Annotated in this window: 26 protein-coding genes; 12 read left to right on the top strand and 14 right to left on the bottom strand. The window is 57.2% G+C overall.

The genetic code is table 11. The features are described from left to right. Positions 1–33 precede the first annotated feature (33 nt). Complete coding sequence (locus APT89_RS20080; RefSeq protein ID WP_059357403.1) at positions 34–1,311, top strand: MFS transporter; 1,278 nt, start codon at positions 34–36, stop codon at positions 1,309–1,311. Here the strand turns inward: APT89_RS20080 and rhaM are convergent. The 5 genes from rhaM to rhaB form a co-directional block, all read right to left on the bottom strand. After that, complete coding sequence (gene rhaM / locus APT89_RS20075; RefSeq protein WP_060573387.1) at positions 1,299–1,613, bottom strand: L-rhamnose mutarotase; 315 nt, start codon at positions 1,611–1,613, stop codon at positions 1,299–1,301. The two genes, APT89_RS20080 and rhaM, sit on opposite strands and share 13 nt — an antisense overlap. After that, positions 1,610–2,758 (bottom strand): lactaldehyde reductase, encoded by a 1,149-nt coding sequence (gene fucO / locus APT89_RS20070; RefSeq protein ID WP_060573385.1) that lies wholly within the window; start codon positions 2,756–2,758, stop codon positions 1,610–1,612. The genes rhaM and fucO overlap by 4 nt, the downstream gene beginning before the upstream one ends. Before the next feature lie 30 nt (positions 2,759–2,788). Further along, entirely contained in the window at positions 2,789–3,619 is an 831-nt protein-coding gene (gene rhaD, locus APT89_RS20065; RefSeq protein WP_041911782.1) for a rhamnulose-1-phosphate aldolase, read from the bottom strand. A gap of 96 nt (positions 3,620–3,715) precedes the next feature. Then, entirely contained in the window at positions 3,716–4,975 is a 1,260-nt protein-coding gene (rhaA, locus tag APT89_RS20060; protein ID WP_041911783.1) for an L-rhamnose isomerase, read from the bottom strand. Next, positions 4,972–6,441, bottom strand: coding sequence for a rhamnulokinase (gene rhaB / locus APT89_RS20055; protein WP_047362486.1), 1,470 nt, complete (start codon positions 6,439–6,441; stop codon positions 4,972–4,974). Before rhaB ends, rhaA begins: the two co-directional genes overlap by 4 nt. Positions 6,442–6,742: 301 nt before the next feature. On the opposite strand from rhaB, the gene rhaS reads away from it, so the two are divergent. Both rhaS and rhaR read left to right on the top strand, forming a co-directional pair. Beyond that, positions 6,743–7,579, top strand: coding sequence for an HTH-type transcriptional activator RhaS (gene rhaS / locus APT89_RS20045; RefSeq protein ID WP_060573383.1), 837 nt, complete (start codon positions 6,743–6,745; stop codon positions 7,577–7,579). Between the two features lie 73 nt (positions 7,580–7,652). Next, entirely contained in the window at positions 7,653–8,501 is an 849-nt protein-coding gene (gene rhaR, locus APT89_RS20040; RefSeq protein WP_028014857.1) for an HTH-type transcriptional activator RhaR, read from the top strand. On the opposite strand, the gene rhaT is transcribed toward rhaR, so the two are convergent. Further along, a complete protein-coding gene (rhaT, locus tag APT89_RS20035; RefSeq protein WP_045630604.1) occupies positions 8,502–9,536 on the bottom strand; it encodes an L-rhamnose/proton symporter RhaT in 1,035 nt (344 codons plus the stop codon). Positions 9,537–9,824: 288 nt separating this feature from the next. Between rhaT and sodA the strand changes: the two genes are divergently transcribed. Both sodA and yiiM read left to right on the top strand, forming a co-directional pair. Then, positions 9,825–10,445 (top strand): superoxide dismutase [Mn], encoded by a 621-nt coding sequence (gene sodA, locus APT89_RS20030; RefSeq protein WP_003861999.1) that lies wholly within the window; start codon positions 9,825–9,827, stop codon positions 10,443–10,445. Positions 10,446–10,516: 71 nt separating this feature from the next. Continuing rightward, positions 10,517–11,191: a 6-hydroxyaminopurine reductase gene (gene yiiM / locus APT89_RS20025; RefSeq protein WP_060573381.1), complete on the top strand. Its 675-nt coding sequence runs from the start codon at positions 10,517–10,519 to the stop codon at positions 11,189–11,191. A gap of 52 nt (positions 11,192–11,243) precedes the next feature. On the opposite strand, the gene cpxA is transcribed toward yiiM, so the two are convergent. Together cpxA and cpxR are read right to left on the bottom strand one after the other, a co-directional pair. Continuing rightward, the gene (gene cpxA, locus APT89_RS20020) at positions 11,244–12,617 is read right to left on the bottom strand and encodes an envelope stress sensor histidine kinase CpxA (RefSeq protein WP_003862003.1); all 1,374 of its coding nucleotides are present in this window, start codon (positions 12,615–12,617) and stop codon (positions 11,244–11,246) included. Beyond that, a complete protein-coding gene (cpxR, locus tag APT89_RS20015) occupies positions 12,614–13,312 on the bottom strand; it encodes an envelope stress response regulator transcription factor CpxR (protein ID WP_006179159.1) in 699 nt (232 codons plus the stop codon). The genes cpxA and cpxR overlap by 4 nt, the downstream gene beginning before the upstream one ends. 150 nt (positions 13,313–13,462) lie before the next feature. On the opposite strand from cpxR, the gene cpxP reads away from it, so the two are divergent. The 6 genes from cpxP (at position 13,463) to APT89_RS19985 (ending at position 19,506) form a co-directional block, all read left to right on the top strand. Next, positions 13,463–13,969 carry a cell-envelope stress modulator CpxP gene (gene cpxP / locus APT89_RS20010; protein WP_028014854.1) on the top strand — a complete coding sequence of 169 codons (507 nt, stop codon included), beginning with the start codon at positions 13,463–13,465 and terminating at the stop codon, positions 13,967–13,969. 153 nt (positions 13,970–14,122) lie between these two features. Beyond that, positions 14,123–15,016 (top strand): CDF family cation-efflux transporter FieF, encoded by an 894-nt coding sequence (gene fieF / locus APT89_RS20005; RefSeq protein WP_060573379.1) that lies wholly within the window; start codon positions 14,123–14,125, stop codon positions 15,014–15,016. Positions 15,017–15,190: 174 nt separating this feature from the next. Further along, the gene (pfkA, locus tag APT89_RS20000) at positions 15,191–16,153 is read left to right on the top strand and encodes a 6-phosphofructokinase (RefSeq protein WP_028014852.1); all 963 of its coding nucleotides are present in this window, start codon (positions 15,191–15,193) and stop codon (positions 16,151–16,153) included. A 134-nt stretch (positions 16,154–16,287) separates the two neighbouring features. Further along, entirely contained in the window at positions 16,288–17,277 is a 990-nt protein-coding gene (locus APT89_RS19995; protein WP_028014851.1) for a sulfate ABC transporter substrate-binding protein, read from the top strand. Positions 17,278–17,384: 107 nt separating this feature from the next. Then, positions 17,385–18,128 carry a CDP-diacylglycerol diphosphatase gene (locus APT89_RS19990; protein ID WP_045630631.1) on the top strand — a complete coding sequence of 248 codons (744 nt, stop codon included), beginning with the start codon at positions 17,385–17,387 and terminating at the stop codon, positions 18,126–18,128. 73 nt (positions 18,129–18,201) lie between these two features. Further along, entirely contained in the window at positions 18,202–19,506 is a 1,305-nt protein-coding gene (locus APT89_RS19985; RefSeq protein ID WP_041911790.1) for an SLC13 family permease, read from the top strand. Positions 19,507–19,544: 38 nt separating this feature from the next. On the opposite strand, the gene tpiA is transcribed toward APT89_RS19985, so the two are convergent. Together tpiA and APT89_RS19975 are read right to left on the bottom strand one after the other, a co-directional pair. Continuing rightward, positions 19,545–20,312, bottom strand: a complete 768-nt coding sequence (gene tpiA / locus APT89_RS19980) for a triose-phosphate isomerase (protein ID WP_006808674.1) — start codon at positions 20,310–20,312, stop codon at positions 19,545–19,547. A 111-nt stretch (positions 20,313–20,423) separates the two neighbouring features. Next, positions 20,424–21,020 (bottom strand): DUF1454 family protein, encoded by a 597-nt coding sequence (locus APT89_RS19975; protein WP_041911791.1) that lies wholly within the window; start codon positions 21,018–21,020, stop codon positions 20,424–20,426. 112 nt (positions 21,021–21,132) lie between these two features. On the opposite strand from APT89_RS19975, the gene APT89_RS19970 reads away from it, so the two are divergent. After that, positions 21,133–21,552 (top strand): DUF805 domain-containing protein, encoded by a 420-nt coding sequence (locus APT89_RS19970; protein ID WP_060573377.1) that lies wholly within the window; start codon positions 21,133–21,135, stop codon positions 21,550–21,552. On the opposite strand, the gene fpr is transcribed toward APT89_RS19970, so the two are convergent. The 4 genes from fpr to APT89_RS19950 form a co-directional block, all read right to left on the bottom strand. Further along, complete coding sequence (fpr, locus tag APT89_RS19965; RefSeq protein ID WP_047362494.1) at positions 21,553–22,299, bottom strand: ferredoxin--NADP(+) reductase; 747 nt, start codon at positions 22,297–22,299, stop codon at positions 21,553–21,555. Positions 22,300–22,395: 96 nt separating this feature from the next. Continuing rightward, the gene (gene glpX / locus APT89_RS19960) at positions 22,396–23,406 is read right to left on the bottom strand and encodes a class II fructose-bisphosphatase (RefSeq protein ID WP_028014845.1); all 1,011 of its coding nucleotides are present in this window, start codon (positions 23,404–23,406) and stop codon (positions 22,396–22,398) included. Between the two features lie 123 nt (positions 23,407–23,529). Continuing rightward, positions 23,530–25,038 (bottom strand): glycerol kinase GlpK, encoded by a 1,509-nt coding sequence (gene glpK, locus APT89_RS19955; RefSeq protein ID WP_028014844.1) that lies wholly within the window; start codon positions 25,036–25,038, stop codon positions 23,530–23,532. Positions 25,039–25,059: 21 nt separating this feature from the next. Continuing rightward, a complete protein-coding gene (locus tag APT89_RS19950; RefSeq protein WP_028014843.1) occupies positions 25,060–25,905 on the bottom strand; it encodes an MIP/aquaporin family protein in 846 nt (281 codons plus the stop codon). Positions 25,906–25,913 lie beyond the last annotated feature (8 nt).

The following is a 25,913-nucleotide window of genomic DNA, read 5'->3' as shown; positions in this document are numbered from 1 at the left end:
CGGGCAGCCGGCCCCCCGTTGAGGATAAAAATAATGAACACAACAACCTGTACCCACAAAGACAACCCCAATTTCTGGATCTTCGGGCTGTTCTTCTTTCTCTACTTCTTCATCATGGCCACCTGCTTTCCGTTCCTGCCGATTTGGCTGTCGGACATCATTGGCCTGAATAAAACCCATACCGGGATTGTCTTCTCCTGCATCTCGCTGTCGGCCATCGCGTTCCAGCCGGTGCTGGGCGTCATTTCGGACAAGCTGGGGCTGAAAAAACACCTGCTGTGGATAATCTCGGTGCTGCTGTTTCTGTTCGCGCCGTTCTTCCTGTACGTCTTTGCGCCACTGTTGAAAACCAATATCTGGCTGGGCGCGCTGAGCGGCGGGTTGTATATCGGCTTTGTTTTTTCAGCCGGATCCGGGGCCATTGAGGCCTACATTGAACGCGTGAGCCGCAACAGCCTCTTTGAATACGGCAAGGCGCGCATGTTTGGCTGCCTCGGCTGGGGCTTGTGCGCCTCAACGGGCGGCATCCTGTTCGGCATCGATCCGTCGTATGTTTTCTGGATGGGATCGGCGGCGGCACTTTTGCTGATGCTGTTGCTGGTGGTCGCGAAACCGAAGCCCAACCAGACGGCGCAGGTGATGAACGCCCTGGGCGCGAACCAGCCGCAGATCACCGCTAAAACCGTGTTCAACCTGTTCCGCCAGCGCAGAATGTGGATGTTCATCCTGTACGTGATTGGCGTGGCCTGCGTGTATGACGTTTTCGACCAGCAGTTTGCCACCTTCTTTAAAACCTTCTTCGCCACGCCGCAGGAAGGGACCCGTGCCTTTGGTTTTGCCACCACGGCGGGGGAGATTTGTAACGCCATCATCATGTTCTGCTCGCCGTGGATCATTAACCGCATCGGCGCGAAGAACACGCTGCTGATCGCCGGGGTGATTATGGCGACGCGCATTATCGGCTCGTCGTTTGCCACCACCGCCGTGGAGGTCATCGCCCTCAAGATGCTGCACGCCCTGGAAGTCCCGTTCCTGCTGGTGGGGGCATTCAAATACATTACCGGAGTGTTTGATACGCGCCTGTCGGCCACCATCTATCTGATTGGTTTTCAGTTTGCCAAACAGTCGGCAGCGATTTTCCTCTCCGCCTTTGCCGGAAATATGTATGACCGGATCGGCTTTCAGGAGACGTATCTGATGCTGGGCTGTTTCGTGCTGGCGATTACGGTGGTGTCGGCGTTTACGCTGAGCAGCAGGCGGGAGATTGCTGCCACCACAGGGGCGGCAGCGTTAACGCATCACTCCAGGTAAAACACCTCTTTCAGCCCGGCGCTCACCGGGCTGTTATCCGGGTTCGACGGCATGACGTCAGCCATATATTTCCACCAGCGCTGGCACACGTCGGTATTCGCCACCGCGTTCCAGCGCTCCTCCGACTCAATCTCCACCGTCGCAAACAGCAGGTTGCGTTCTCTGTCGAGGTAAATGGCGTAGTGGTGCGCGCCGTGGGTTTTCAGCACCGCATCCAGTTCGGGCCAGATCGGATTGTGGCGACGCGCGTACTCCTCGTGCGCATCCGGGTTTATCTGCATCACAAACGCTTTGCGGATCATAATGCCTCCAGGTACAGCTCGCGGACCTCGTCGCGGCTGGCGGTGCGCGGGTTGCACGGCGCACACGGATCGGCGAGGGCTTTATCCAGCCAGCCTTCGATATCGGCTTTGGTGACGCCGAGCTGGCTGAAGCCTGACGGAATGCCGACGCGGGCGCTCAGGTCGCGAATCGCCTGAATGGCGGACATGCTTGCGGCTTCATCGCTCATCCCGCGGGTATCGACGCCCATTGCCTGCGCCACGCGGGCAAAACGCGCGACCGCGTTCGGGCGGTTAAAGTTTTCGATGATCGGCAGTAGGATGGCGTTGCACACGCCATGCGGCAGGTTGTGCGTTGCGCCCGGCTGGTGCGCCAGAGCATGTACCAGCCCCAGCCCGGCGCTGTTAAACGCCATACCTGCCAGGTACTGACCAAACGCCATCTGCTCGCGCGCTTCCAGGTTATGACCGTCGTCGACCGCTTTCGGCAGCCAGAGGTTAATCAGGCGAATCGCTTCCAGCGCGTTGGCATCGGTCAGCGGGTGCGCGCCAACGGACACGTAGGCTTCAATGGCGTGCGTTAACGCATCCATACCGGTCGCGGCGGTCACCGGGGCCGGAATATCAAGCATCACGCTGGCATCGTCCACGGCAATATCCGGGATGATGTTCGGGTCGATAATCACCTCTTTCACCTGACGCGCGGAGTCGATGATCACCGCGTTGCTGGTCATCTCTGCCGCGGTGCCTGCGGTAGTGTTAATCGCCACCAGCGGCACGCCTGCGTTTTTCACCTTGCCGACGCCGGAGTAATCGGTAGACGGGCCTGGATTAGCGGTGAGGATTTTAATCGCCTTGGCGGTATCAATCGGGCTGCCGCCGCCAAAGGCGATGATGTAATCACACTCCGCGTCCTGATATGCCGCATAGCCTTTCTGCACCAGCGCTTCCGTCGGGTTCGGAAACACCTCATCGAACAGGTGATATGACATTTGATGGGCGTCCAGCGCGGTAAACAGGCTGTCGAGCAGGCCCAGTTTCACCAGTTGGCCGTCGGTGACAATCAGCGCTTTGCCCCACTGCCTGGTCGCCACCAGGGTGACCATATCGCCGATTGCACCCGCGCCATGCAGGCTAATTTTGGGAAGTGCCAACATAAAGCTCATGATAATTCTCCTTAACTATCGCCTGTGGCGTTACGCGTATAAATCCAGGGCCGACTGCATCGGGGTAACGCCAAAACGTTTGCCCAGCGCGATCAGCTCTTCCCGGGTGATGGTCTGCTTCATGCCGCCCATGGAATAGACCTTCACCAGCACCTCCGCGGATTTCTCGGCGGTGTCGATCAGGCCGAAGGTTTCATCCAGCGTCGGACCGCTGCCGAAGACGCCGTGGAACGGCCACAGCACCAGCGAATGTTTTTGCATATCTTTGGCGGTCGCCTGGCCGATCTCGTCGGTACCCGGCACCATCCACGGCAGAATGCCGACGCCGTCCGGGAAGACCACCAGGCATTCGGTACTGCCTTCCCACAGCTTGCGGGTAAAGAAATCAGAATTATTTTCCAGCACGTAGGTCAGGGCGATCAGGTTAGTGGCGTGGCAGTGCATGATGACGCGGTCTTTGCCGTTGGTCGCCTTGATGCGCTCGCAGTGGGAGAGGAAGTGCGCCGGCAGTTCAGAGGTCGGCACCGCGTCGTCCGTTAGCCCCCACAGAATGTGGTAGCCCGCGCCGTCGCTGTCCACCCTCACGACGCCGAGATTGGCTTCCGGGTCCAGCTGAACGTTACGGAAGAACTTGCCGGAACCGGTAACGATAAACGGCGTGTTGGCGAGCAGCGGCATCGGCTGACTCAGGGCAATATAGCGCGGCTTCTGGTGAAAATCGGCGGCGTAGGGCTCGATGTCCGCATCGTCCAGGCGCAGCGTGAGGTTGCCGCCGTTGCGCTCGTCCCAGCCCTTCAGCCAGGCGTCGGAGGTGGCTTTGATCATGCCCTGGACGAACCAGGAGGTGGTGATGGTCTGCATACAGTGTTTCCTTTGAAAATACCGGGTGGCGTTACGCTTACCCGGCCAGCTTTTACCTGTAGGCCCGGCAAGCAACGCGCCGCCGGGCGATATTTTTTACTGACGAGCGGCGAGCACGTCTTTTTCATACGCCCGCACGTTGTCCAGCCACTGGCTGCCCGCAGGCGCATCGTGACGCTGGCAGTACATCTCCCATACCGCCTGCCACGGCAGGGATTTTTGCTCCTCCAGCAGCGCCAGACGCGCGGTGTAGTCGCCGTTTTCTTCAAGCTGTTTCAGCGCAGCAGTCGGCTCCAGCAGAGCGCGCAGCAGCGCTTTCTTCATGTTGCGGGTGCCGATAACCCACGCCGCGATGCGGTTGATGGAGGCGTCAAAGAAGTCGAGGCCGATGTGCACGCGGTCATACAGATCGTGGCGGATGATTTCGCTGGCAATCGCCTGGGTTTCGTCGTCCAGCAAGACCACGTGGTCGCTGTCCCAGCGCACCGGACGGCTGACGTGCAGCAGCAGGCGCGGCACGTAGAGCATGGCGGCGGATATTTTGTCGGAGATGACTTCCGTTGGGTGGAAGTGGCCAGCGTCCAGGCACAGCGCGGTCTGGCGGCTGGTGGCGTAGCCCATGTAGAACTCGTTCGAGCCGACGGTGTAGCTTTCTGCGCCAATGCCGAACAGCTTGCTCTCCACCGCGTCGATATGGTGCGCCGGATCCAGCTTCTCGCTGATGGCTTCATCCAGCGCGGCCAGCAGCCGCTGACGCGGGGCCAGTCGGTCTACGGTGATGTCCTTCATGCCGTCCGGGATCCAGATATTCATCACCGAAGGCGTGCCAAGCTGTTCGCCGAAATACGCCGAGACGCGTCGGCTGGCTTTGACGTGGTCGATCCAGAACTGCCGGATTTCGTCGTTGGCGTGTGCAAGGGTAAACCCGTCCGCGCTCAGCGGGTGCGAGAAGCAGGACGGGTTAAAATCCAGTCCCAGCCGGTTGGCCTTTGCCCACTCCACCCAGTTCTTAAAGTGTTCCGGTTTGATTTCGTTACGCGCGACCGGCGCGTCGGATTCGAGATAAATCGCGTGCAGATTCAGGCGTTTTGGCCCCGGGATCAGGCTCAACGCCATTTCAAGATCCGCACGCAGTTCGGTGGCGTTGCGCGCTTTGCCCGGGTAGTTACCCGTTGCCTGAATGCCACCCGTCAGGGAACCGCCCGGATTCTCGAAACCGGCGACGTCATCACCCTGCCAGCAGTGCATGGAGACGGGCAGACGGTCGAGCTGGCGCAGCGCCTCTTCGACATCCACGCCGACGGCGGCGAAACGCTGTTTAGCCAGGTCCCAGGCTTGTTCAAGTTGAGTGGTCATGCGCAAAGCTCCTTAGTCAGTCGTTTTTGCTGAAACTGCGCCCGGTAGCGGGCAATGTCATGGCAGGGATTGGGGGTGAAGGTGGTCAGGCTGTTATTCGCCGTCACCACCGAACGGAAATCGTCGACGTTTGATAGTTCGTCCAGCGTCATCAACTGAATGCCAATGTTGCCGAGCGTGGAAGCCTCTACGGGGCCTGCCACCACCGTAATGCCGCAGGCATCGGCGCAGAGCTGGTTCAGCAGCTGGTTCTGGCAGCCGCCGCCCACGATGTGCAGCTGGCTGAACGGTTTACCGCGAAGGTCAGCCAGTTCGCTCAGGATGTCGGCATAGAGCAGGGCGAGGCTGTCAAAAATACAGCGCGCCAGCTCGGCGGGGCGGGAAGGTACCGGCTGCCCCGCGTCAAAACAGGCGGCCTGGATCTCAGCGCTCATGTGCACCGGGTTAATAAAGCGGTCGTCGTTCGGGTTAATCAGGAAGGTGCAGGCCTTCAGCTTTTCGGTTTCCGCAATAAGTGCGGGCAGGTCGGTGACGTTCTGCTCTTTCAGCACCCGCTGGAGCAGCCACAGGCCCATGATGTTCTTCAGCACGCGGTAGCGTCCTTCGGCACCGCCTTCGTTGGTGATATTGGCGGCCAGCGCGGCGTCGCTGGTGTAAGGCGTTTTACTCTCAAAACCCATCAGCGACCAGGTGCCGGAGGAGAGATAGGCCGCGTCTTTGCTGGCGAGCGGCGAGGCAATGACCGCGCTTGCGGTGTCGTGACTGGCGACGGCGACAACGGGAATTTCATTCCCCTGCGGGCAAATCCACTGGCCGATCACATTGCCCGGATGGGTTGGCGCGCCGAACCAGGACGGCGAGGCGCCCGTCCATGCCAGCAGGTGTTCATCCCAGTTATCGGTGTTGATATTGACCAGCTGCGTGGTGGTGGCGTTGGTGTATTCCCAGTTCATGTTGCCGGTCAGACGATAGCTTAAGTAGTCCGGGATCAGCAGCGCATGCGCCACCTTTTCAACCAGCTCTGGCTGTTGCTCCACCAGCGCGCGCAGCTGGTACAGCGTGTTAAACGGCAGAAACTGAATGCCGCTGCGACCATAGATATTCTCTTTGCCAAGCTGCGCGATGGCGTGCGCCATCAGCCCATCGGTGCGGCTGTCGCGGTAGGAAACAGGCAGGCCGACGCGTTCGCCGTGACTGTCCAGCAGCACGTAATCCACGCCCCAGGTATCAATGCCGATACTGTCGATGCGGATACCGTTTTCGCAGACGTTGTGAAGTCCGGTGCGGATCTCCGCTTCCAGGGCATCGATATCCCAGGTCTCAAAACCGTCCTGCTTTTGCAGGCAGTTGGCGAAACGGTGCATTTCGCGAAGCGTAAGGGTGTGCAGGTCGCAGTCCCAGGTGGCGAGCATTACACGGCCGCTGGATGCGCCTAAATCGACAGCCACACAATGGCGAAAAGTCATGGTCGGGTCCTTTCTTAAGTCATTACCGAGGAGTGTAAGAAAGGGAAGAAATAGCCACCTTCTCGCCACTGACAGCCCAAATCTCGCGCTGGCAAGAAAGCAAAGATGAACGTGAGGGAGTTCACAGTTTCCAGTAATGGCGGGGTTTGCAGGCAGTGTGACGCTGACCGCATTTCCCGATCTTTCCGCCTGTTTCTTGAAAAACCGACAGCTTTTGCGCGGTTTACTGTCAAAAATTTAAGGTGAGCGTGGAAGGCCTTAATTACTATTTTGAGAACTTTTCTCATTGGTGGGGGCCGTTATGACCGTACTGCACAGCGTCGATTTTTTTCCTTCGGGGGCTTCGCCGGTTGCGATTGAGCCACGGCTGCCTCAGGCTGCGTTCCCGGAGCATCATCATGATTTTCATGAAATTGTGATTGTCGAGCACGGAACGGGCATCCACGTGTTTAACGGTCAGCCGTATACCATCAGCGGCGGTACGGTGTGCTTCGTGCGCGATCACGACAGGCACCTGTATGAACATACCGACAACCTGTGCCTGACCAATGTGCTCTATCGTTCTCCGGATGCGTTCCAGTTTCTCTCCGGGCTGAATCAGCTGTTGCCGCAGGAGAAGGACGGCCACTACCCTTCGCACTGGCGGGTGAATCAATCCACGTTACAGCAGGTGCGTCAGCTGGTGAGCCAGATGGAGCAGAGCGAGGACGGGCAGGAGACGCACGCGATTGCCACCCGCGAGCTGCTGTTTATGCAGCTGCTGGTGCTGCTGCGCCGAAGCAGCCTGGTGGAAGGGATAGAAAATAATGACGCACGGCTGAACCAGCTCATGGCCTGGCTGGAAGATCATTTCGCTGAAGATGTCTGCTGGGAAACGCTGGCGGACGACTTTTCGCTCTCGCTGCGCACGCTGCATCGTCAGCTCAAGCAGCATACCGGGCTCACGCCGCAGCGTTACCTTAACCGTCTGCGCCTGATCAAAGCGCGTCACCTTTTACGGCATACCGACGAAAGCGTTACAGAAATTGCTTATCGCTGCGGTTTCGGCGACAGTAACCACTTTTCGACGCTATTTCGCCGGGAATTTAGCTGGTCGCCGCGCGATATTCGTCAGGGGAAAGACGCGTTGCTTCAGTAACGCGAGGGCAGTCACCGTTTTCAGGCCGCAAAAAAGCTAATAATGCCCGGTTATTCGCCGTAGAGGTTGTCGTGTGGCCGCTCAGTTAATTCTTCGCAAAGATGATTTTTTTGCCTCCGCGAGTCAGGCCGTCGCGGTGGCCGACCGTTACCCGCAAAATGTCTTTGCCGAGCACACCCATGAGTTCTGCGAGCTGGTGCTGGTGTGGCGCGGCAACGGCCTGCACGTCCTCAACGACCGGCCCTACCGCATCACGCGCGGGGATCTGTTTTACATTCGCGCCGAAGACAAACACGCCTACGCCTCGGTTAACGATCTGGTGTTGCAGAACGTCATCTACTGCCCTGACAGGCTTAAACTGAATGTCGACTGGGCGAGCAACATTCCGGGCATTCTGAATGCCGGAGGCGAACCGCACTGGCGCTTAAGCAGTAGCGGCATGGCTCAGGTGCGCCAGACGATTTCCCAGCTGGAGCAGGAGAGCCAGAAGAGCGACCCGGTGGCAAACCAGATGTCGGAGCTGCTTTTCGCCCAGCTGGTGATGACCCTGAAGCGCCATCGTTACGCCACGGATAATCCTTCCGCCACCACGCAGGAAGCGCTGCTGGATAAGCTGATCGCCCGGCTTGCGGGCAGTCTGAACAAGAGTTTCGTACTGGAAAAATTCTGCGAGCAGGAGCAGTGCAGCGAGCGCGCGCTGCGCCAGCAGTTCCGCACCCAGACGGGGATGACGATAAACCATTACCTGCGCCAGCTGCGCATCTGCCACGCCCAGTATCTGTTACAGCATACGGAGCTGATGGTCAGTGAAGTGGCGATGCGCTGCGGCTTTGAGGACAGTAACTACTTTTCGGTGGTGTTTAACCGTGAGGTGGGAATGACGCCGGTTCAGTGGCGTCATCGCAGTCGAAAAGCAGCGTAATCAGTTCGCCATGCCGAGGCCGACGATATTGGCCGCAATGATAATCACCACGCAGCCCAGGCTCAGTACGCCAACCGGACGACGTCCGGCGTTGTTCCACTCCTTCAGCACCAGCCCAACCAGCCCACCGCACAGCACATAGAAGCTCATGTGCAGCATCCAGCTTATGTAGTCGTACTGCGGCGGAATGCTGGCGTGGCCCCAGGCGTAGAAGAAGAATTGCAGATACCACATCAGGCCGCCGAGCGCGGAGAGCAGAACGTTGGTAAGGATCAGCGGTTTTGCCAGCGAGAAGTCGGCTTTTACCGACAGGTTCTTCACTTTTGCCAGACGGATAAAGCAGAAACCGAGGTTTACCAGCGCGCCGCCGCCCATGATCACCACATAGCTTGGCAGGGCAACATACAGCGGGTCAACGCCCAGCGCCGCAGCGGCGTCGTGCATCGGTTTGGCGGCGTTCATGGCGAACGACATGCCCGCCGAGAAGACCCCGCACATCACCGCCAGCAGCAGCCCTTTCTTCAGGTTGAACTCTTCGGCCCTGATGCCCATCTTGCGTTCTTTTAGCTGGCCTGCGCGGGTGACGATCCCCACGCCGATCACCGCCACCAGCACGCCCAGCAGCGTCATTCGCCCGCCCTGGGTGTTGATCAGCACGTCGAAATGGCCGTTAAGAATGGGCGTCATAAGGGTGCCCACTATCAGCGTAATGCCAATCGCGATGCCGATACCCATCGACATCCCGAGGTAGCGCATGGTCAGGCCGTAGTTGATGTTGCCGATGCCCCACATCGCGCCGAACAGGAATACCGGCAGCAGGGTGGAGGCGTTGAAGGAGGAGAAGTAGCCCCAGAAATCGGGCAGCAGCATGGCGCTGATTGTCCAGGGCAAAATCAGCCAGGACACGGTACCGCCAACGGACCACATGGTTTCCCACGACCAGCCTTTCACCTTTTTGAACGGGGCATAGAAACAGGCTGCACTGGCTGCGCCTATTAAATGCCAGAAGATACCCATCGTAATCGCATGATTCATTTTTACGTCCTCATCGTTTTTATAGCCGGAGGCTTCCCCCCGACTTGATGAGTGTAAAAATTAGGCTGTTCAGGAACCTTCAGAAGGTTGCCGCACTTTTGTTTTGAATGGCAATCAGCACGTTAAGCGCGTGAGCAGACTCACAATTCTTTTATTTCTCAAAAACCGAATAACCTTATAAAAACTACGGCATTGATAATCATTTTCAATATCATTTAATTAACTATAATGAACCAACTGCTTACGCGGCATTAACAGCTGTGCCGCCCGACAATAATGGAGAGGATTATGAGTTATACACTGCCATCCCTGCCGTATGCCTACGACGCACTGGAACCGCATTTCGACAAGCAGACGATGGAAATCCATCACACTAAACACCACCAGACCTACGTGAACAACGCGAATGCTGCGCTGGAAAGCCTGCCAGAGTTCGCTAATCTGCCTGTTGAAGAGCTGATCACCAAGCTGGACCAGCTGCCAGCAGACAAGAAAACCGTACTGCGTAACAACGCGGGCGGTCACGCTAACCACAGCCTGTTCTGGAAAGGCCTGAAAACCGGTACCACCCTGCAGGGCGACCTGAAAGCGGCTATCGAGCGCGACTTCGGTTCCGTAGACAACTTCAAAGCGGAATTCGAAAAAGCCGCTGCAACCCGCTTCGGCTCTGGCTGGGCGTGGCTGGTTCTGAAAGGCGACAAGCTGGCAGTGGTTTCTACTGCTAATCAGGACTCCCCGCTGATGGGTGAAGCGATCTCTGGCGCATCCGGTTTCCCAATCCTGGGTCTGGACGTGTGGGAACACGCTTACTACCTGAAGTTCCAGAACCGTCGCCCTGACTACATCAAAGCGTTCTGGGATGTCGTGAACTGGGACGAAGCAGCAGCGCGTTTCGCCGCTAAAAAATAAGGTTGCATTGACGCCTGTGAGAAGCGAGTCTGATGACTCGCTTTTTTTGTATCTGCGTAATGGAGGCAGCGATGCATTACCCGGTGAACGTGTTTACAGGCAAGGTAAGGGAATACGACGGCAGCCGCCCGAGCGCCATCGCCAAAATGCAGGTCGACGGTGAGCTGTCGCTGACCGAGCTCGGGCTGGTGGGCGACCAGCAGGCCGAAAAGAAAATCCACGGCGGGCCCGATCGCGCACTGTGCCACTATCCGCGCGAACACTATCAGCACTGGAAAACCGAATTTCCTGAGCAGGCGGACCTCTTCGTCGCGCCCGCGTTTGGCGAAAACCTCTCAACGGAAGGGCTGACGGAAAAGAACGTCTTTATTGGCGATATTTACCGCTGGGGCGATGCCCTGATTCAGATCACCCAGCCGCGCTCGCCGTGCTTTAAGCTCAACTACCATTTCGGGATTCAGGATATGTCGACCCAGCTGCAAAACGCGGGTAAAACCGGCTGGCTGTACCGCGTTGTGCAGGCGGGACAGGTTTCGGCGGATGCGCCGCTTGAGCTCGCGTCGCGCCTGAGTGAGGTGTCGGTGTACGACGCCTGCGCGATTGCCTGGCATATGCCTTTCGACGATGAACAGTATCATCACCTGCTGTCGGCGGCGGGGTTGTCTACCAGTTGGACGAGAACGATGCAAAAGCGGCGTATAAGCGGGAAGATCGAGAGTAGTTCGCGGAGATTGTGGGGGAAATAGGTTCCGTAGAAAGTAGGCCGGGTAAGGCGAAGCCGCCACCCGGCACATACCGTTACGAACGCTTATACAGCGGTAGCCACAGCGTTAACCGCAGCCCGCCCAGCGGGCTGTCGTCGGCTTTCACCCAGCCGCGGTGCTGCTGCATGGCGGTTTCTACAATCGCCAGCCCCAGCCCCGTGCCGCCAGACTCACGGTCGCGCGCTTCGTCGGTGCGGTAGAACGGACGGAAAATCTGCTCGCGATCTTCCGGGCTGACGCCAGGACCGTCGTCATCGACAATGACGGTGATCCCGTCTTTATCCACCGAGAACGCCACTTCAATCTTCGTGTGCGAGTAGCGCAGGGCGTTACGCACGATATTCTCCAGCGCGCTTTCCAGCGCGTTGGGGTTACCGTACAGCGGCCACGGGCCCGGCGGGAAGTTGACGGTGAACGATTTACCCATCTGCTCCGCTTCGAACGCCGCGTTGTCCAGCACCTCGTGCCACAGGTGATTGGCTTTCACCGTTTCGCTCACCAGCGCGTTTTTCTGCTGGTTGCGCGACATCACCAGCAGATCGTTAATCATGCTGTCCAGACGATGCGCTTCCGTTTCAATACGTTCCAGCTCTTTGCTCTCCCCGCTGCGGCGACGCAGCAGGGCGGTGCCCAGCTGTAAGCGCGTGAGCGGGGTGCGCAGTTCGTGTGAGATGTCCGACAGCAGGCGTTGCTGGGCCGTCATCATCCGATCAAGCGCGCTGACCATCTGGTTAAAACTGGTCCCGGCGGCCAGAAACTCCTGCGGCCCGGATTCCAGTTCCGGATGCTGTCTGAGGTTGCCTTGTGCCACTTCGTCCGCCGCGTTTTTCAGCTTACGAGCCGGTTTCGCCAGGCTCCACGCCAGCCATAACAGCAGCGGGGAACTGACCAGCATCGTGACGATCAGCAGTAGCAGAGGACGGTCAAACAGCAGGTTGATGAAGTCGGACTGGGAACTGCTCGCAGGGCGAATCAGGTAGAGCTGGTAGTTATCTTCCCCATCCCGTACCGAGAAAGGGCCGACCATCTCTACCCGACCATATTTCTTTTTCTGTGGGTGATCGGCGTTATCCGCCTGGCCAATAAAGTTGCGGATGATCTGCATTTCATTGCGATCGGCGCCAATCACGCGGCCTTCGCTGGTAACCAGCAAAAGACGTTGTCCTGGCGGCGCCCACTTGTCGATAGCGCGAAACAGCCTGCGCCACCACATTAAATCGTTCGGCGGATCGTTTGCCAGCTCCGCTTCCACGTGCTGCTCGATCATCACGCCCTGACGTTGCTCGCTGTCGAGCAGCTCCGTCATCTGGCGTGAGTCGAGTTTTGGCAACATCAAAACGAGCATTAAAACCAGTGCCAGCGTCAGCCAGAAGATGGCGAAGATGCGGGCGGTTAAGCTGCCTATCATGAAGCAGAAACCATCAGATAACCACGACCACGCAGGGTTTTAAACCATGGGTGACCGTCTTTACGCTCCGGCAGCTTGCGGCGCAGGTTAGAGATGTGCATGTCGATGGCGCGGTCAAACGGCGTGAGGCGTTTGCCCAGCACTTCCTGGCTTAAATGTTCACGCGATACCACCTGGCCAAGATGTTGCGCCAGTAGATACAGCAGTGTGAACTCGGTGCCGGTAAGCTCCAGCGTCTGGCCGTCGAAGCTTGCTTCCTGACGGCCCGGGTTCAGGCTCAGGGAGTCCACTTCCAGCGTTGGCGAGCTGTTGTCGGTATTCTGCTGCTGCTCGCTCCAGTGGGAACGGCGCAGGATCGCGCGAATACGGGCCACCAGTTCACGGTCGTTGAACGGCTTCGGTAAATAGTCATCCGCACCCAGCTCAAGGCCGAGAACGCGGTCAAGCTCACTGCCGCGGGCGGTCAGCATGATAACGGGGGTCTGGTGTGTCTGGCGAAGCTCTTTCAGCGTATCAATACCGTTTTTCTTTGGCATCATTACGTCGAGCAAAAGTAGATCGATGCTGTCGTCAAGGAGACTCAGCGCCTGCTCGCCATCATGGGCAACCAGGACGTTGAAACCTTCCATGTCGAGCAACTCCTTTAAAAGGGATGTGAGCTCTCGGTCATCGTCAACTAACAGGATTTTATTCATTGTTTAAATACCTCCGAGGCAGAAATTACGACATCAAGGCTATCTAATCCATGACTTTACGTTGTTTTACACCCCCTGACGCATGTTTGCAGCCTGAATCGTAGACTGTCTCTCGTTGAATCGCGACACGAAAGATTTTGGGAGCAAGTGATGCGCAAAGTTACCGCTGCCGTCATGGCCTCAACGCTGGCGTTCAGTGCGTTTAGCCAGGCTGCTGTAGCTATCATCGGCGATAACGGTTCCTCGCAAGAGGGCGCAACGCAGCACAGCAGCCAAAGCCATATGTTTGACGGCATAAGTTTAACCGAACATCAGCGTCAACAGATGCGAGATCTGATGCAGAGGGCACGACACGACCAGCCCCCTGTTAATGTTAGCGAAATGGAGACAATGCATCGCCTTGTCACCGCAGAAAATTTTGACGAAAGCGCTGTTCGCGCTCAGGCCGAAAAAATGGCACAGGAACAGGTTGCCCGCCAGGTAGAAATGGCGAAGGTCCGCAACCAGATGTTCCACCTGCTAACGCCCGAGCAGCAAGCGGTTTTGAATGCCAAACATCAGCAGCGTATGGACCAGCTGCGTGAGGTTGCACGGATGCAGCGAAGCTCAGAAGCGACGTTTTTCAGTAGCAATAGCAGTACCCGTAGTAACCAGTAAACCCTGTTTTCCTTGCCATAGACACCATCCCTGTCTTCCCCCACATGATGTGGGGGTTTTTTTTGCCCCGCATTCTGATTTGTTAACCGTTTATTCATCCTTTGCCTCCCCATGCTTCCGTTATACTAGCGGCATGACATGACAGGAGCGTTTATGAATCAATCCTATGGAAGGCTGGTAAGCCGGGCCGCCATTGCGGCGACCGTCATGGCCTCTGGCCTGCTGCTGATCAAAATCTTTGCCTGGTGGTATACCGGCTCGGTCAGTATTCTGGCGGCACTGGTGGATTCACTGGTCGATATCGCCGCCTCGCTGACCAATCTTCTGGTGGTGCGTTACTCGCTGCAGCCGGCGGATGAAGAACACACGTTTGGGCACGGCAAGGCGGAATCGCTCGCGGCGCTGGCGCAAAGTATGTTCATTTCTGGCTCTGCACTGTTCCTGTTTTTGACCGGTATCCAGCATCTGGTTTCGCCTTCACCGATGAACAATCCCGGTGTCGGCGTGGCCGTCACGGTCATTGCACTTATAAGCACACTTGTTCTGGTAACGTTCCAGCGCTGGGTCGTTCGCAAAACGCAAAGTCAGGCCGTACGGGCGGATATGCTTCATTATCAATCTGATGTTATGATGAATGGGGCTATTCTTATTGCGCTCGGTCTGGCCTGGTATGGCTGGCATCGGGCCGATGCGTTGTTTGCGTTAGGGATTGGTATCTATATTTTATATAGCGCCCTGCGGATGGGGTATGACGCGGTGCAATCACTGCTCGATCGCGCTCTTCCGGACTCAGAACGTAACGAAATTTTTTCTATCGTGACCTCCTGGCCCGGCGTCAGCGGTGCACACGATCTTCGAACGCGGCAGTCAGGGCCGACCCGCTTTATTCAGATTCATATTGAAATGGAAGACAACCTGCCACTGGTACAGGCTCACGTTATTGCTGAGCAGGTCGAGCAGGCGATTTTGCAGCGTTTTCCTGGTTCAGACGTCATCATTCACCAGGATCCCTGCTCGGTTGTACCCGGACATGTTGGGCTTTCGTAATTCGTTGTAAAAAAGTGAGCCAGGCCAGCATTTTGTGTATAAATTACCGCCATTTGGTCTGACCTGAATCAATTCAGCCAGAAGGGATTGATATACTATTTGCAGTATTCGTTGGTCGATAAGTTTCTTCCGGCAACAGATTTCAATTTTGCATTCCTAAGTTCAGAGGTAGTCATGATTAAGAAAATCGGTGTGTTGACAAGCGGCGGTGATGCGCCGGGCATGAACGCGGCAATTCGTGGGGTTGTCCGTGCAGCGCTGACGGAAGGTCTGGAAGTTTTTGGTATCTATGATGGTTACCTGGGTCTGTATGAAGACCGTATGGTTCAGCTCGACCGCTACAGCGTGTCTGACATGATCAACCGTGGCGGTACCTTCCTTGGGTCTGCGCGCTTCCCGGAATTCCGTGACGAACACATCCGTGAAGTGGCTATCGAGAACATGAAAAAGCGTGGTCTGGACGCGCTGGTCGTTATCGGCGGTGACGGCTCGTACATGGGTGCAAAACGTCTGACCGAAATGGGCTTCCCGTGCATCGGCCTGCCGGGCACCATCGACAACGACATCAAAGGCACTGACTACACCATCGGTTACTTCACCGCGCTGGGCACCGTTGTGGAAGCCATTGACCGCCTGCGTGACACCTCTTCTTCTCACCAGCGTATCTCTATCGTTGAAGTGATGGGCCGCTACTGCGGTGACCTGACCCTGGCAGCGGCTATCGCCGGTGGTTGTGAGTTTGTGGTGGTTCCTGAAGTGGAATTCAGCCGCGAAGATCTGGTTGCTGAAATCAAAGCCGGTATCGCGAAAGGTAAGAAACACGCGATTGTGGCTATCACCGAGCACATCTGTGACGTTGACGAGCTGGCGAAGTACATCGAAACCGAAACCAAACGCGAAACCCGCGCGACCGTTCTGGGCCACATCCAGCGCGGCGGTTCCCCTGGCCCGTACGACCGCATTCTGGCGTCTCGTATGGGTGCGTACGCTATCGAGCTGCTGCTGCAGGGCCACGGCGGCCGCTGCGTCGGTATTCAGAACGAACAGCTGGTGCACCATGACATCATCGACGCGATTGAAAACATGAAGCGTCCGTTCAAAGGTGACTGGCTGGACTGCGCGAAAAAACTGTACTGATCCTTCGAGCCCTCTTCTTTCTGAAGAGGGCTTTTATTCCTCCACGTTATAGCCAATCTTTTTTTATTCTTTAATCATCGATTCGCTTTCTGGCACGCTGCATTCATCAAAACACTACACAAGAGAGCTGGGCGATGAATAAATGGGGCGTGGGGTTAACATTATTGCTGGCATCGACCAGCGTACTGGCAAAGGACATTCAACTTCTCAACGTGTCGTACGACCCGACGCGTGAGCTGTACGATCAATACAACAAAGCCTTCGCGGCGCACTGGAAGCAGGAAACCGGCGATAACGTGGTGGTTCGTCAGTCTCACGGTGGCTCCGGTAAGCAGGCGACATCTGTGATTAACGGTATTGAAGCCGACGTGGTTACCCTGGCGCTGGCCTATGATGTCGACGCTATCGCCGAGCGTGGCCGTATCGACAAAAACTGGATCAAACGCCTGCCGGACAACTCCGCGCCATACACCTCGACCATCGTCTTCCTGGTGCGTAAAGGCAACCCAAAACAGATTAAGGACTGGAACGACCTGATCAAACCGGGCGTTTCTGTGATTACCCCGAACCCGAAAAGCTCCGGCGGGGCACGCTGGAACTACCTGGCGGCCTGGGGCTACGCGCTGCACCACAACAACGGTGACCAGGCTAAAGCACAGGAGTTCGTCAAATCCCTGTACAAAAACGTTGAAGTGCTGGACTCCGGCGCGCGCGGTGCCACTAACACCTTCGTCGAGCGCGGAATTGGCGACGTACTTATTGCCTGGGAAAACGAAGCCCTGCTGGCGACCCACGAACTGGGTAAAGACAAGTTTGAGATCGTGACTCCGAGCGAATCCATCCTCGCCGAGCCGACCGTTTCCGTGGTCGATAAGGTCGTTGATAAGAAAGGCACCAAAGCGGTGGCGGAAGCCTACCTGAAGTATCTCTACTCGCCGGAAGGCCAGGAAATCGCGGCGAAGAACTTCTATCGTCCGCGCGATGCGGCTGTCGCGAAGAAATACGACAGCGAATTCCCGAAACTTAAGCTCTTCACCATTGATGATGTGTTCGGCGGCTGGACGAAAGCGCAGAAAGAGCACTTCTCTAATGGCGGCACCTTCGACCAGATTAGCCAGCGTTAACGGTTAGCAAACGACACGGCGACCCGGTGTGAGAAATCCACCGGGTTTTTTATTTGGTCATCATTTTGCGTTACTCTTTTGCCTCTATTGAAAACAGGGAACGCGTTGTGAAGAAAATTATCTTATTGATCCTGATTGTCATCGCCCTTGCCGCAGGTGGCGTGTACTGGATAAAAGCGGGTAATCCGAATGCGTTGCGCCATATCGTCCTCGACCAGTGTCTGCCTAATCAGCTGCAACACCGTAACCCGGCACCCTGCGCGCAGGTGAAGCCTGATGCGGGCTATGTAGTATTTAAGGACCGCAACGGGCCGCTGCAGTATCTGCTGATGCCAACGTATCGCATCAACGGCACCGAAAGCCCGCTCCTGACCGAGCCTCATACGCCAAACTTCTTCTGGCTGGCGTGGCAGTCGCGCAGCTTTATGACCCTGAAGCGTGGCTCTGAAGTGCCGGACAGCGCTATTTCGCTGACGATTAACTCACCGACCGGACGCACGCAAAACCATTTCCATATCCATATCTCCTGCCTGCGCCCGGACGTGCGCGAGAAGCTCAACGCGGCGCAGGGAGACATCAGCACCCAGTGGCTACCGTTCCCGGGTGGGCTGGAAGGGCATGAGTACCTCGCACGCCGGGTGACGGAGAATGAACTGGTCCAGCGCAGTCCGTTTATGATGCTGGCGGAAGAGCTGCCGGAGGCGCGCGACCATATGGGACGCTTCGCGCTGGCGATGGCGCAGCAGTCGGATGGTTCGTTTGTTTTGCTGGCGACCGAGCGTAACCTGCTCACGCTTAACCGCGCGTCGGCAGAGGAATTGCAGGATCATCAATGCGCTATCCTGAAGTAACCCCACTATAAATCGCGTTTACTCAGGCTGCCTGTCACCGTAGACTTGCTGAAAAAATCTACAGGAGACAGGTATGTCGCTCTGGTTAACGCATCCTCTGCTGCTGCCCTCGCTGATCGTCGGCGTCACCATCGTGCTGTGGGCGACGTCGCTGTTGCCGGAATTTATCACCGCGCTGCTGTTTTTCACGGCGGCGATGACCGCCAGAATCGCCCCGCCGGAGGTGATTTTTGGCGGTTTTGCCTCGTCGGCCTTCTGGCTGGTCTTCAGCGGCTTTGTGCTCGGCGTGGCGATCCGTAAAACCGGCCTGGCGGACAGGGCCGCCCGGGCGCTGTCGGCAAAGCTCACCGACTCCTGGATGCTGATGGTGGCGAGCGTGGTATTGCTCAGCTACGCGCTGGCGTTTGTGATGCCGTCAAACATGGGACGTATTGCGCTGCTGATGCCCATTGTCGCGGCGATGGCGAAACGCGCCGGTATCGCCGACGGCTCCCGCGCCTGGTTCGGCCTTGCGCTGGCAGTCGGCTTCGGTACCTTCCAGCTCTCGGCCACCATTCTGCCCGCCAACGTGCCTAACCTGGTCATGAGCGGCGCGGCGGAAGGCTCGTACGGCATTCACCTGAACTATGTCCCGTATCTGCTGCTGCACACGCCGGTGCTCGGTATTCTCAAAGGCCTGATTCTGATTGGCCTCATCTGCTGGCTGTTCCCTGGCAGCCCGAAACCAGCGAAGGATTTCACGCTGTCTGAACCGATGGGGCGTGACGAAAAACGACTCGCCTGGCTGCTGGTGGTGGTGCTGATGATGTGGGTGACGGAGAGCTGGCACGGCGTGGGGCCGGCGTGGACGGGGCTGGCGGCCTCGATTATCGTTATGCTGCCGCGCATTGGTTTTATCACCGGCGAGGAGTTCTCGGCGGGGGTAAATATGCGCACCTGCATTTACGTTGCGGGTATTCTCGGGCTGGCGATCGTCGTGACGCAAACGGGTATCGGAGCGGCCGTAGGCGAGGCGCTGCTGCGCATAATGCCGCTGGATGTGGACAAACCATTCACCAGCTTCCTGGCGCTAACCGGAATTACTACGGCACTCAACTTCATTATGACTGCCAACGGCGTTCCGGCGCTGTACACCACGCTGGCGCAGAGCTTCTCGGACGCGACCGGTTTCCCGCTGCTGTCGGTGATCATGATTCAGGTACTGGGCTATTCCACGCCGCTGCTGCCGTATCAGGCGTCGCCGATTGTGGTGGCGATGGGGCTAGGAAAGGTGCCTGCAAGGGCGGGGATGGTGCTCTGCCTGGCGCTGGCGATTGCGACGTATCTGGTGCTGCTGCCGCTGGATTATCTGTGGTTTAGCGTGTTAGGGCGTTTGTAGCGGCGGGTAAGCGCAAGCGCCACCCGCCACAAAGGCCATTACGCCTGTTTAGCCGCTTCTGCCGCTTTAACGATCACCGCGAAAGCGTCCGCTTTCAGGGATGCACCGCCAACCAGCGCGCCATCGATATCTGGCTGGGTAAACAGCTCAGCAGCGTTGGAGGCGTTTACGGAGCCGCCGTACTGGATGATCACTTGCTCAGCCACTTTCGCGTCGGCTTTAGCAATGTGGTCACGGATGAATTTGTGAACTGCCTGAGCCTGCGCAGGGGTAGCAGATTTGCCGGTACCGATCGCCCAGACTGGCTCGTAAGCGATAACCGCGCCTTCGAACGCTGCCGCGCCCTGCGTTTTCAGCACGGCGTCGATCTGACGTGCACACACTTCTTCGGTTTTGCCCGCTTCGTTTTCCGCTTCGGTTTCACCGATGCACAGAACCGGGATCAGACCCTGCTCTTTCAGCACGGCAAATTTCTTCGCGATGAACTCGTCAGATTCTTTGTGGTAGGTGCGACGCTCGGAGTGGCCGATGATGATGTATTTCGCGCCGATATCTTTCAGCATTTCAGCGGAAGTTTCACCGGTGAACGCGCCAGACAGGTTAACGTCAACGTTCTGCGCGCCCAGCACGATGTGGCTGCCGTCAGCGGCACGTTTAGCCAGATCCAGGTACATATCCGGCGGAGCGATAGCAACCGCGCAGCCGGTCACGCCAGCCAGCTCTTTACGCAGGTTTGCAACCAGTTCGTTTACCATGTGGCGGCTGCCGTTCAGTTTCCAGTTACCCATCACTAAAGGATGTCGCATTTCAATTCTCCACGCTAAATAAGCGAATTAAGGAATATGGCCGCCCTGTCGGGCAGCATGGTCTGTGAATCAGTATAGAGATTTTCCCTCGAAAGGCTTTGCTTTTTGTCATTAATTGGCCCCGCCAAGGGTGTCAGATAGCGCCAGCTTAATCGGTTCAACGGCGAAGGTCAGTCCTTTTTCGCCGTTATCCGCCACCACATAGCGAATCGCACCTTCGGTTGTGGCGTAGTACCGCTTGTTTTTACCGGCGGCCAGCAGCTTTTGCAGCTTTTGCTGGCTCTGCTTTTTCGTCAGCGCAGGCGTAAACGCCTGCAGCACCGCGCTCATGTAATCAAGCGCCTTCGATTTAGCCGCTTTCTGCTCTGGCCCCTGAATCGGCAGCCAGGTGATTTGCATGCTTTTGATTTTTAACGTACCGCGCTCCAGCGCCGTGGAAGCATACAAATTCTCGTTAATCTTGCTCGCTGCACGGGTCAGTGTAGGGGTATCGCGCGAGCTATCAATGGCGCGAAACTCATCCAGCGGCAGCCCTGGGTTGGCCTGATTGAAAGCTTCGCGAAACTGGCTGATGGACTGATCGAAAGACGGTGCGCCCGCCAGCAAATACGGCGCAGTGGTGGGGGCCGCGGTGTTGGCGGCGTGCAGCGGAAAACCCGCGCCGAGCATCGCTAAACACAGGAAAAGAGAATGTGCCGAATTTTTCATCAACATTGCACCTGGCCGTAAGTGCTCATGATTAAAACGATATCTGGTCGGCTTGTCAAAAGGTCACAACTCCAGGGTAAAATGCGGGCTAAACGATAATAAGGAACCTTACATGACCATACAGCAGTGGCTGTTTTCATTCAAAGGGCGTATTGGACGCCGTGATTTCTGGGTCTGGATGGTGACGTGGGTCGTCGCCATGCTGCTTCTTTTTTTCGTTGCCTACAACGCCTGGCTGAGCACGCAAACGGCGGCATTTGCACTGGTCTGCCTGCTATGGCCAACGGCGGCCGTCGTGGTGAAACGCCTGCACGATCGCGGCCGCTCCGGCGCGTGGGCATTTTTGATCATACTGGCGTGGATGCTGGTGGCAGGGAACTGGGCGATGCTGCCTTCCATCCTGCCGTGGGTCGTGGGCAGGCTGCTGCCGTCGGTCATCTTCGTGATGATAATTGTCGATCTGGGCGCGTTTATCGGCACCCAGAGCGAAAATAAATACGGTAAAGATACCGTCGAGGTGAAATACCGCTGATCACCAGTAGTGTTCGGCGGTCATATGACCCGGCCGGCGGCGAAGATGTTTCGTCATCTGCCGGGTATCCTTCAGAAGCTGCTGCGTGTCCCGGACCATCTGCGGGTTACCGCACAGCATGACGTGGCTGGTTTCGGCCGTCATCGGTAAACCCACCGCGTCTTCCAGTGCGCCGCTCTCAATTAACGCCGGTACGCGACCGGTAAGCGCTCCTGCTACGGTTTCGCGGCTGACTACCGTCTGAATCTTTAACTTTCCGCCGTACTGCTGTTCCAGCGCCTGCATCTGCGGGAGATAGCTTAAATCTGCGGCATAGCGCGCGGCGTGCACCAGCACGATGTTTTTGAAGCGCTCCAGATCCTTACCGTACTGCAAGATAGAGAGATACGGACCGATGGCCGTGCCGGTTGCCAGCATCCAGAGCGTGTCACAGTCAGGGATCTCTTCGAGCACAAAGAAGCCTGCCGCTTCGCTCACAATCTGCACATCGTCGCCGGGCTTAAGGGCGGCAAGGCGCGGGCTGAGCTTACCGTCAGGAACGGTGACCAGATAGAACTCGAGATCCGGGTTATCCGGCGCGTTAACGTAAGAGTAGGCGCGCTGCACGCGCTCGCCGTCGACATCCAGACCCAGCTTGGCAAATTGCCCGGCCTTAAACGGGTGAACGGGAGCATGCAGGGTGAGACTAAATAGCGCATCGGTCCAGAATTCTATCTTTGTGACTTTACCTGTTACCCAGTCCGCCATGATCTTCTCCTGTGCTGTTTCTCTGTTCTATCTTCCGTACTTGTGGGAAACATTTCCAGCCCCTTCGGGCCGGAAAGCTCTATCGATCAAACGGTTTTACAGAATGTGCGTCTGCACGTCCGGGTCTTTACGGTCGAGATAGTGAATGGACTGAATGCGTCGGATGGTGCGCGATTTACCGCGGATCAGCAGCGTTTCAGTGGTCGCCATGTTGCCCTTGCGGGTGATGCCGTCCAGCAGATCGCCTTTGGTGATGCCGGTTGCAGAGAAGACGACGTTATCACTGCGCGCCATGTCGTTCAGCGCCAGTACTTTATTGGCTTCGATGCCCATCGCAGCGCAGCGCGCCAGCTCGTCCTCACCGATACGACGGTTTTCGTCGCTGTCGCCTTTCACCTCATGGCGCGGCAGAAGGCGCGCCTGCATATCGCCGTCCAGCGCGCGGATCACCGCCGCAGAGACCACGCCTTCTGGCGCGCCGCCGATGCCGTAAAGCACGTCGACTTCGCTGTCCGGCATGCAGGTCAGAATAGAGGCGGCAACGTCGCCATCCGGAATGGCAAACACGCGCACGCCGAGTGCCTGCAGATAAGAGATGGTGGCGTCGTGGCGCGGTTTCGCCAGAATGGTCACGGTGAGTTCGTTGAGCGGTTTAGCCAGCGCCGCCGCGATATTGCGCAGGTTGGCGTCCAGCGGCAGGCTGAGATCGATTGCGCCTTTCGCACCAGGGCCGACAATCAGCTTTTCCATGTACATGTCTGGCGCGTTGAGGAAGCAGCCTTTATCGCCCACGGCCAGCACCGCCAGGGCGTTGGCCTGGCCCATCGCCGTCATGCGCGTGCCTTCGATCGGGTCCACCGCGATATCCACCGCATCGCCTTTGCCGGTCCCGACCTTTTCACCGATGTAGAGCATCGGCGCTTCGTCGATCTCGCCTTCACCGATGACAATAGTGCCGTCGATGTTGACCTGGTTAAGCACAATGCGCATGGCGTGGACGGCCGCGCCGTCTGCGGTATTTTTGTCGCCACGACCCAGCCATTTATAGCCTGCAAGGGCGGCTGCTTCGGTGACGCGGGAAAACTCGATAGCAAGTTCACGTTTCATGAGGGACTCGTACAATCAAAAGGAATTGCACGAAGTTTATCACAGAGTGGGGAGGGGTGAGGGGACCGGTGCGGTCGATGCCCCTCACCCTAACCCTCTTCCACAGGGAGAGGGAATATAGGCTTACTCTTCGTGCTCTTCCCACGCAAGGGCGCGTTTCACCGCTTTCTTCCAGCCGCTGTAGCGGTAGTTGCGCTCGGTGGTTTCGATGCCAGGGCGGAATTCGCGTTCGATGACCGCTTTCTCCTGCAGCTCGTCCAGGTTCTGCCAGAAGCCTACCGCGAGGCCCGCAAGATACGCCGCGCCCAGTGCCGTCACTTCACGTACTTCAGGGCGCTCAACGCGGGTGCCCAGAATGTCGGACTGGAACTGCATCAGGAAGTTGTTGGCCACCGCGCCGCCGTCCACGCGCAGGGCGTGCAGACGAATGCCGGAGTCTGCCTGCATCGCTTCCAGTACGTCACGCGTCTGGTAGGCGATGGATTCCAGGGTCGCACGAATGATGTGGTTTGAGTTCACACCACGCGTCAGGCCGAAAATTGCGCCGCGGGCATACGGGTCCCAGTACGGTGCGCCCAGACCGGTGAAAGCTGGCACCACGTACACGCCGTTGGTGTCTTTCACTTTGGTCGCGAAGTACTCGGAGTCAAACGCATCGCTGATCAGCTTCATCTCGTCGCGCAGCCACTGAATAGATGCGCCCGCCATAAACACCGCACCTTCCAGGGCATAGTTCACCTCGCCGCGCGGGCCGCAGGCGATGGTGGTCAGCAGGCCGTTTTCTGATTTCACCGCTTTCTCGCCGGTGTTCATCAGCATAAAGCAGCCGGTGCCGTAGGTGTTCTTCGCCATCCCTTCCTTGACGCACAGCTGGCCGAACAGCGCCGCCTGCTGGTCACCGGCGATACCGGCGATAGGAATACGGGTGCCGCCTTTACCGCCGATGTTGGTCTGGCCGTAGACTTCAGACGACTTACGCACTTCAGGCAGCATCGCGCGCGGAATATCCAGCGCGTCCAGCATCTTGTCATCCCACTCCAGGGTGTTGATGTTGAACAGCATGGTGCGCGAGGCGTTAGTGTAGTCAGTAACGTGGACACGTCCCTGAGTCATCTTCCAGATAAGCCAGGTATCGACGGTACCGAACAGTAGTTCGCCGCGTTTTGCACGCTCGCGTGAACCTTCCACGTGGTCGAGGATCCACTTCACTTTGGTGCCGGAGAAATACGGGTCAACCACCAGGCCGGTGGCGCTACGCACGTACTCTTCCATCCCGTCACGCTTAAGCTGTTCGCAGATCTCTGACGTACGGCGGCACTGCCAGACGATGGCGTTGTAAATCGGCTTACCGGTTTCGCGTTCCCACACCACGGTGGTTTCACGCTGGTTGGTGATACCAATCGCGGCGATTTCGTCGGAACTGATGTCGGCTTTCGCCAGCACTTCCACCAGCGTGGAGCTTTGTGACGCCCAGATCTCCATCGGGTCGTGTTCTACCCAGCCTGGACGAGGATAAATTTGCTCAAATTCGCGCTGTGACACGCTGACGATATTCGCGTCATGATCCATTACGACAGCGCGGGAGCTGGTAGTGCCCTGGTCGAGCGCAACGATATATTTTTTTTCGGTCATGGTATGTGTCCCGTAGTCAGATTACAGCGAAGCTTTTTGTTGTGCGGTAGAAGTCGTTTCCTTCTCCTCTTCCACACAGGTGTCGCACGGTAAGTGGCGACCAATTAATTTGCGATAGCCAAATGCACCCAGTGCCGCCCCTACGACTGGTCCAAACAGCGGTACCAGGAAGTAAGGAATATCTTTGCCGCCGGTGAAAGCCACGTCGCCCCATCCTGCAAAGAAGGCGAAGGTTTTTGGACCCAGGTCACGCGCCGGGTTCATCGCAAACCCTGTTAACGGCCCCATGGACGCACCGATGACGGCGATTAGCAGGCCAATCAGCAATGGTGCCAGCGGGCCACGTGGAATGCCGTTACCATCATCGCCCAAAGCCATAATGACGCCCATCAGAATAGCGGTAATCACCATTTCAACTGCGAACGCCTGCACAAAATTGATATGTGGGTTAGGGTAGGTTGAGAAGATGCCTGCCAGATCCAGACTTTCGACGCTGCCGCGCACCATATGATGCGTCTGTTCGAAGTCGATGAAAAGATTGTAATAAAGCCCGTAAACTAACGCCGCTGCGCAAAACGCGCCGGCAAATTGAGAAATAATGAAGGGAACAACTTTGCGTCCGTCGAAGCACGCGAACAGCCACAGTGCGATAGTCACCGCCGGGTTAAGATGTGCGCCAGAGACCCCTGCAGTCAGGTAGATGGCCATCGCCACGCCCAGACCCCAGATGATACTGATTTCCCACTGACCAAAACTGGCACCCGCCACTTTCAGTGCAGCGACACAGCCCACTCCGAAGAATATCAACAACCCGGTACCAAGGAACTCGGCAATGCACTGGCCTTTTAAGGTTGATGTCTGACTCATAATCGGAA

The sequence above is a fragment of the Enterobacter sp. 50588862 genome (genome assembly GCF_001462935.1).
GTDB classification, from domain to species: Bacteria; Pseudomonadota; Gammaproteobacteria; order Enterobacterales; family Enterobacteriaceae; genus Enterobacter; species Enterobacter bugandensis.
The sequence above is the reverse complement of the archived record's forward strand: the minus strand, read 5'-3'. Positions and strand labels throughout refer to the sequence as shown.

What these genes read in the sequence shown, in the direction of transcription:
- APT89_RS20080 (WP_059357403.1), top strand. Translation starts at nt 34, where the DNA reads ATGAACACAACAACCTGTACCCACAAAGACAACCCCAATTTCTGGATC.
- rhaM (WP_060573387.1), bottom strand. Translation starts at nt 1,613, where the DNA reads ATGATCCGCAAAGCGTTTGTGATGCAGATAAACCCGGATGCGCACGAG.
- fucO (WP_060573385.1), bottom strand. Translation starts at nt 2,758, where the DNA reads ATGAGCTTTATGTTGGCACTTCCCAAAATTAGCCTGCATGGCGCGGGT.
- rhaD (WP_041911782.1), bottom strand. Translation starts at nt 3,619, where the DNA reads ATGCAGACCATCACCACCTCCTGGTTCGTCCAGGGCATGATCAAAGCC.
- rhaA (WP_041911783.1), bottom strand. Translation starts at nt 4,975, where the DNA reads ATGACCACTCAACTTGAACAAGCCTGGGACCTGGCTAAACAGCGTTTC.
- rhaB (WP_047362486.1), bottom strand. Translation starts at nt 6,441, where the DNA reads ATGACTTTTCGCCATTGTGTGGCTGTCGATTTAGGCGCATCCAGCGGC.
- rhaS (WP_060573383.1), top strand. Translation starts at nt 6,743, where the DNA reads ATGACCGTACTGCACAGCGTCGATTTTTTTCCTTCGGGGGCTTCGCCG.
- rhaT (WP_045630604.1), bottom strand. Translation starts at nt 9,536, where the DNA reads ATGAATCATGCGATTACGATGGGTATCTTCTGGCATTTAATAGGCGCA.
- sodA (WP_003861999.1), top strand. Translation starts at nt 9,825, where the DNA reads ATGAGTTATACACTGCCATCCCTGCCGTATGCCTACGACGCACTGGAA.
- yiiM (WP_060573381.1), top strand. Translation starts at nt 10,517, where the DNA reads ATGCATTACCCGGTGAACGTGTTTACAGGCAAGGTAAGGGAATACGAC.
- cpxA (WP_003862003.1), bottom strand. Translation starts at nt 12,617, where the DNA reads ATGATAGGCAGCTTAACCGCCCGCATCTTCGCCATCTTCTGGCTGACG.
- cpxR (WP_006179159.1), bottom strand. Translation starts at nt 13,312, where the DNA reads ATGAATAAAATCCTGTTAGTTGACGATGACCGAGAGCTCACATCCCTT.
- cpxP (WP_028014854.1), top strand. Translation starts at nt 13,463, where the DNA reads ATGCGCAAAGTTACCGCTGCCGTCATGGCCTCAACGCTGGCGTTCAGT.
- fieF (WP_060573379.1), top strand. Translation starts at nt 14,123, where the DNA reads ATGAATCAATCCTATGGAAGGCTGGTAAGCCGGGCCGCCATTGCGGCG.
- pfkA (WP_028014852.1), top strand. Translation starts at nt 15,191, where the DNA reads ATGATTAAGAAAATCGGTGTGTTGACAAGCGGCGGTGATGCGCCGGGC.
- APT89_RS19995 (WP_028014851.1), top strand. Translation starts at nt 16,288, where the DNA reads ATGAATAAATGGGGCGTGGGGTTAACATTATTGCTGGCATCGACCAGC.
- APT89_RS19985 (WP_041911790.1), top strand. Translation starts at nt 18,202, where the DNA reads ATGTCGCTCTGGTTAACGCATCCTCTGCTGCTGCCCTCGCTGATCGTC.
- tpiA (WP_006808674.1), bottom strand. Translation starts at nt 20,312, where the DNA reads ATGCGACATCCTTTAGTGATGGGTAACTGGAAACTGAACGGCAGCCGC.
- APT89_RS19975 (WP_041911791.1), bottom strand. Translation starts at nt 21,020, where the DNA reads ATGAAAAATTCGGCACATTCTCTTTTCCTGTGTTTAGCGATGCTCGGC.
- APT89_RS19970 (WP_060573377.1), top strand. Translation starts at nt 21,133, where the DNA reads ATGACCATACAGCAGTGGCTGTTTTCATTCAAAGGGCGTATTGGACGC.
- fpr (WP_047362494.1), bottom strand. Translation starts at nt 22,299, where the DNA reads ATGGCGGACTGGGTAACAGGTAAAGTCACAAAGATAGAATTCTGGACC.
- glpX (WP_028014845.1), bottom strand. Translation starts at nt 23,406, where the DNA reads ATGAAACGTGAACTTGCTATCGAGTTTTCCCGCGTCACCGAAGCAGCC.
- glpK (WP_028014844.1), bottom strand. Translation starts at nt 25,038, where the DNA reads ATGACCGAAAAAAAATATATCGTTGCGCTCGACCAGGGCACTACCAGC.
- APT89_RS19950 (WP_028014843.1), bottom strand. Translation starts at nt 25,905, where the DNA reads ATGAGTCAGACATCAACCTTAAAAGGCCAGTGCATTGCCGAGTTCCTT.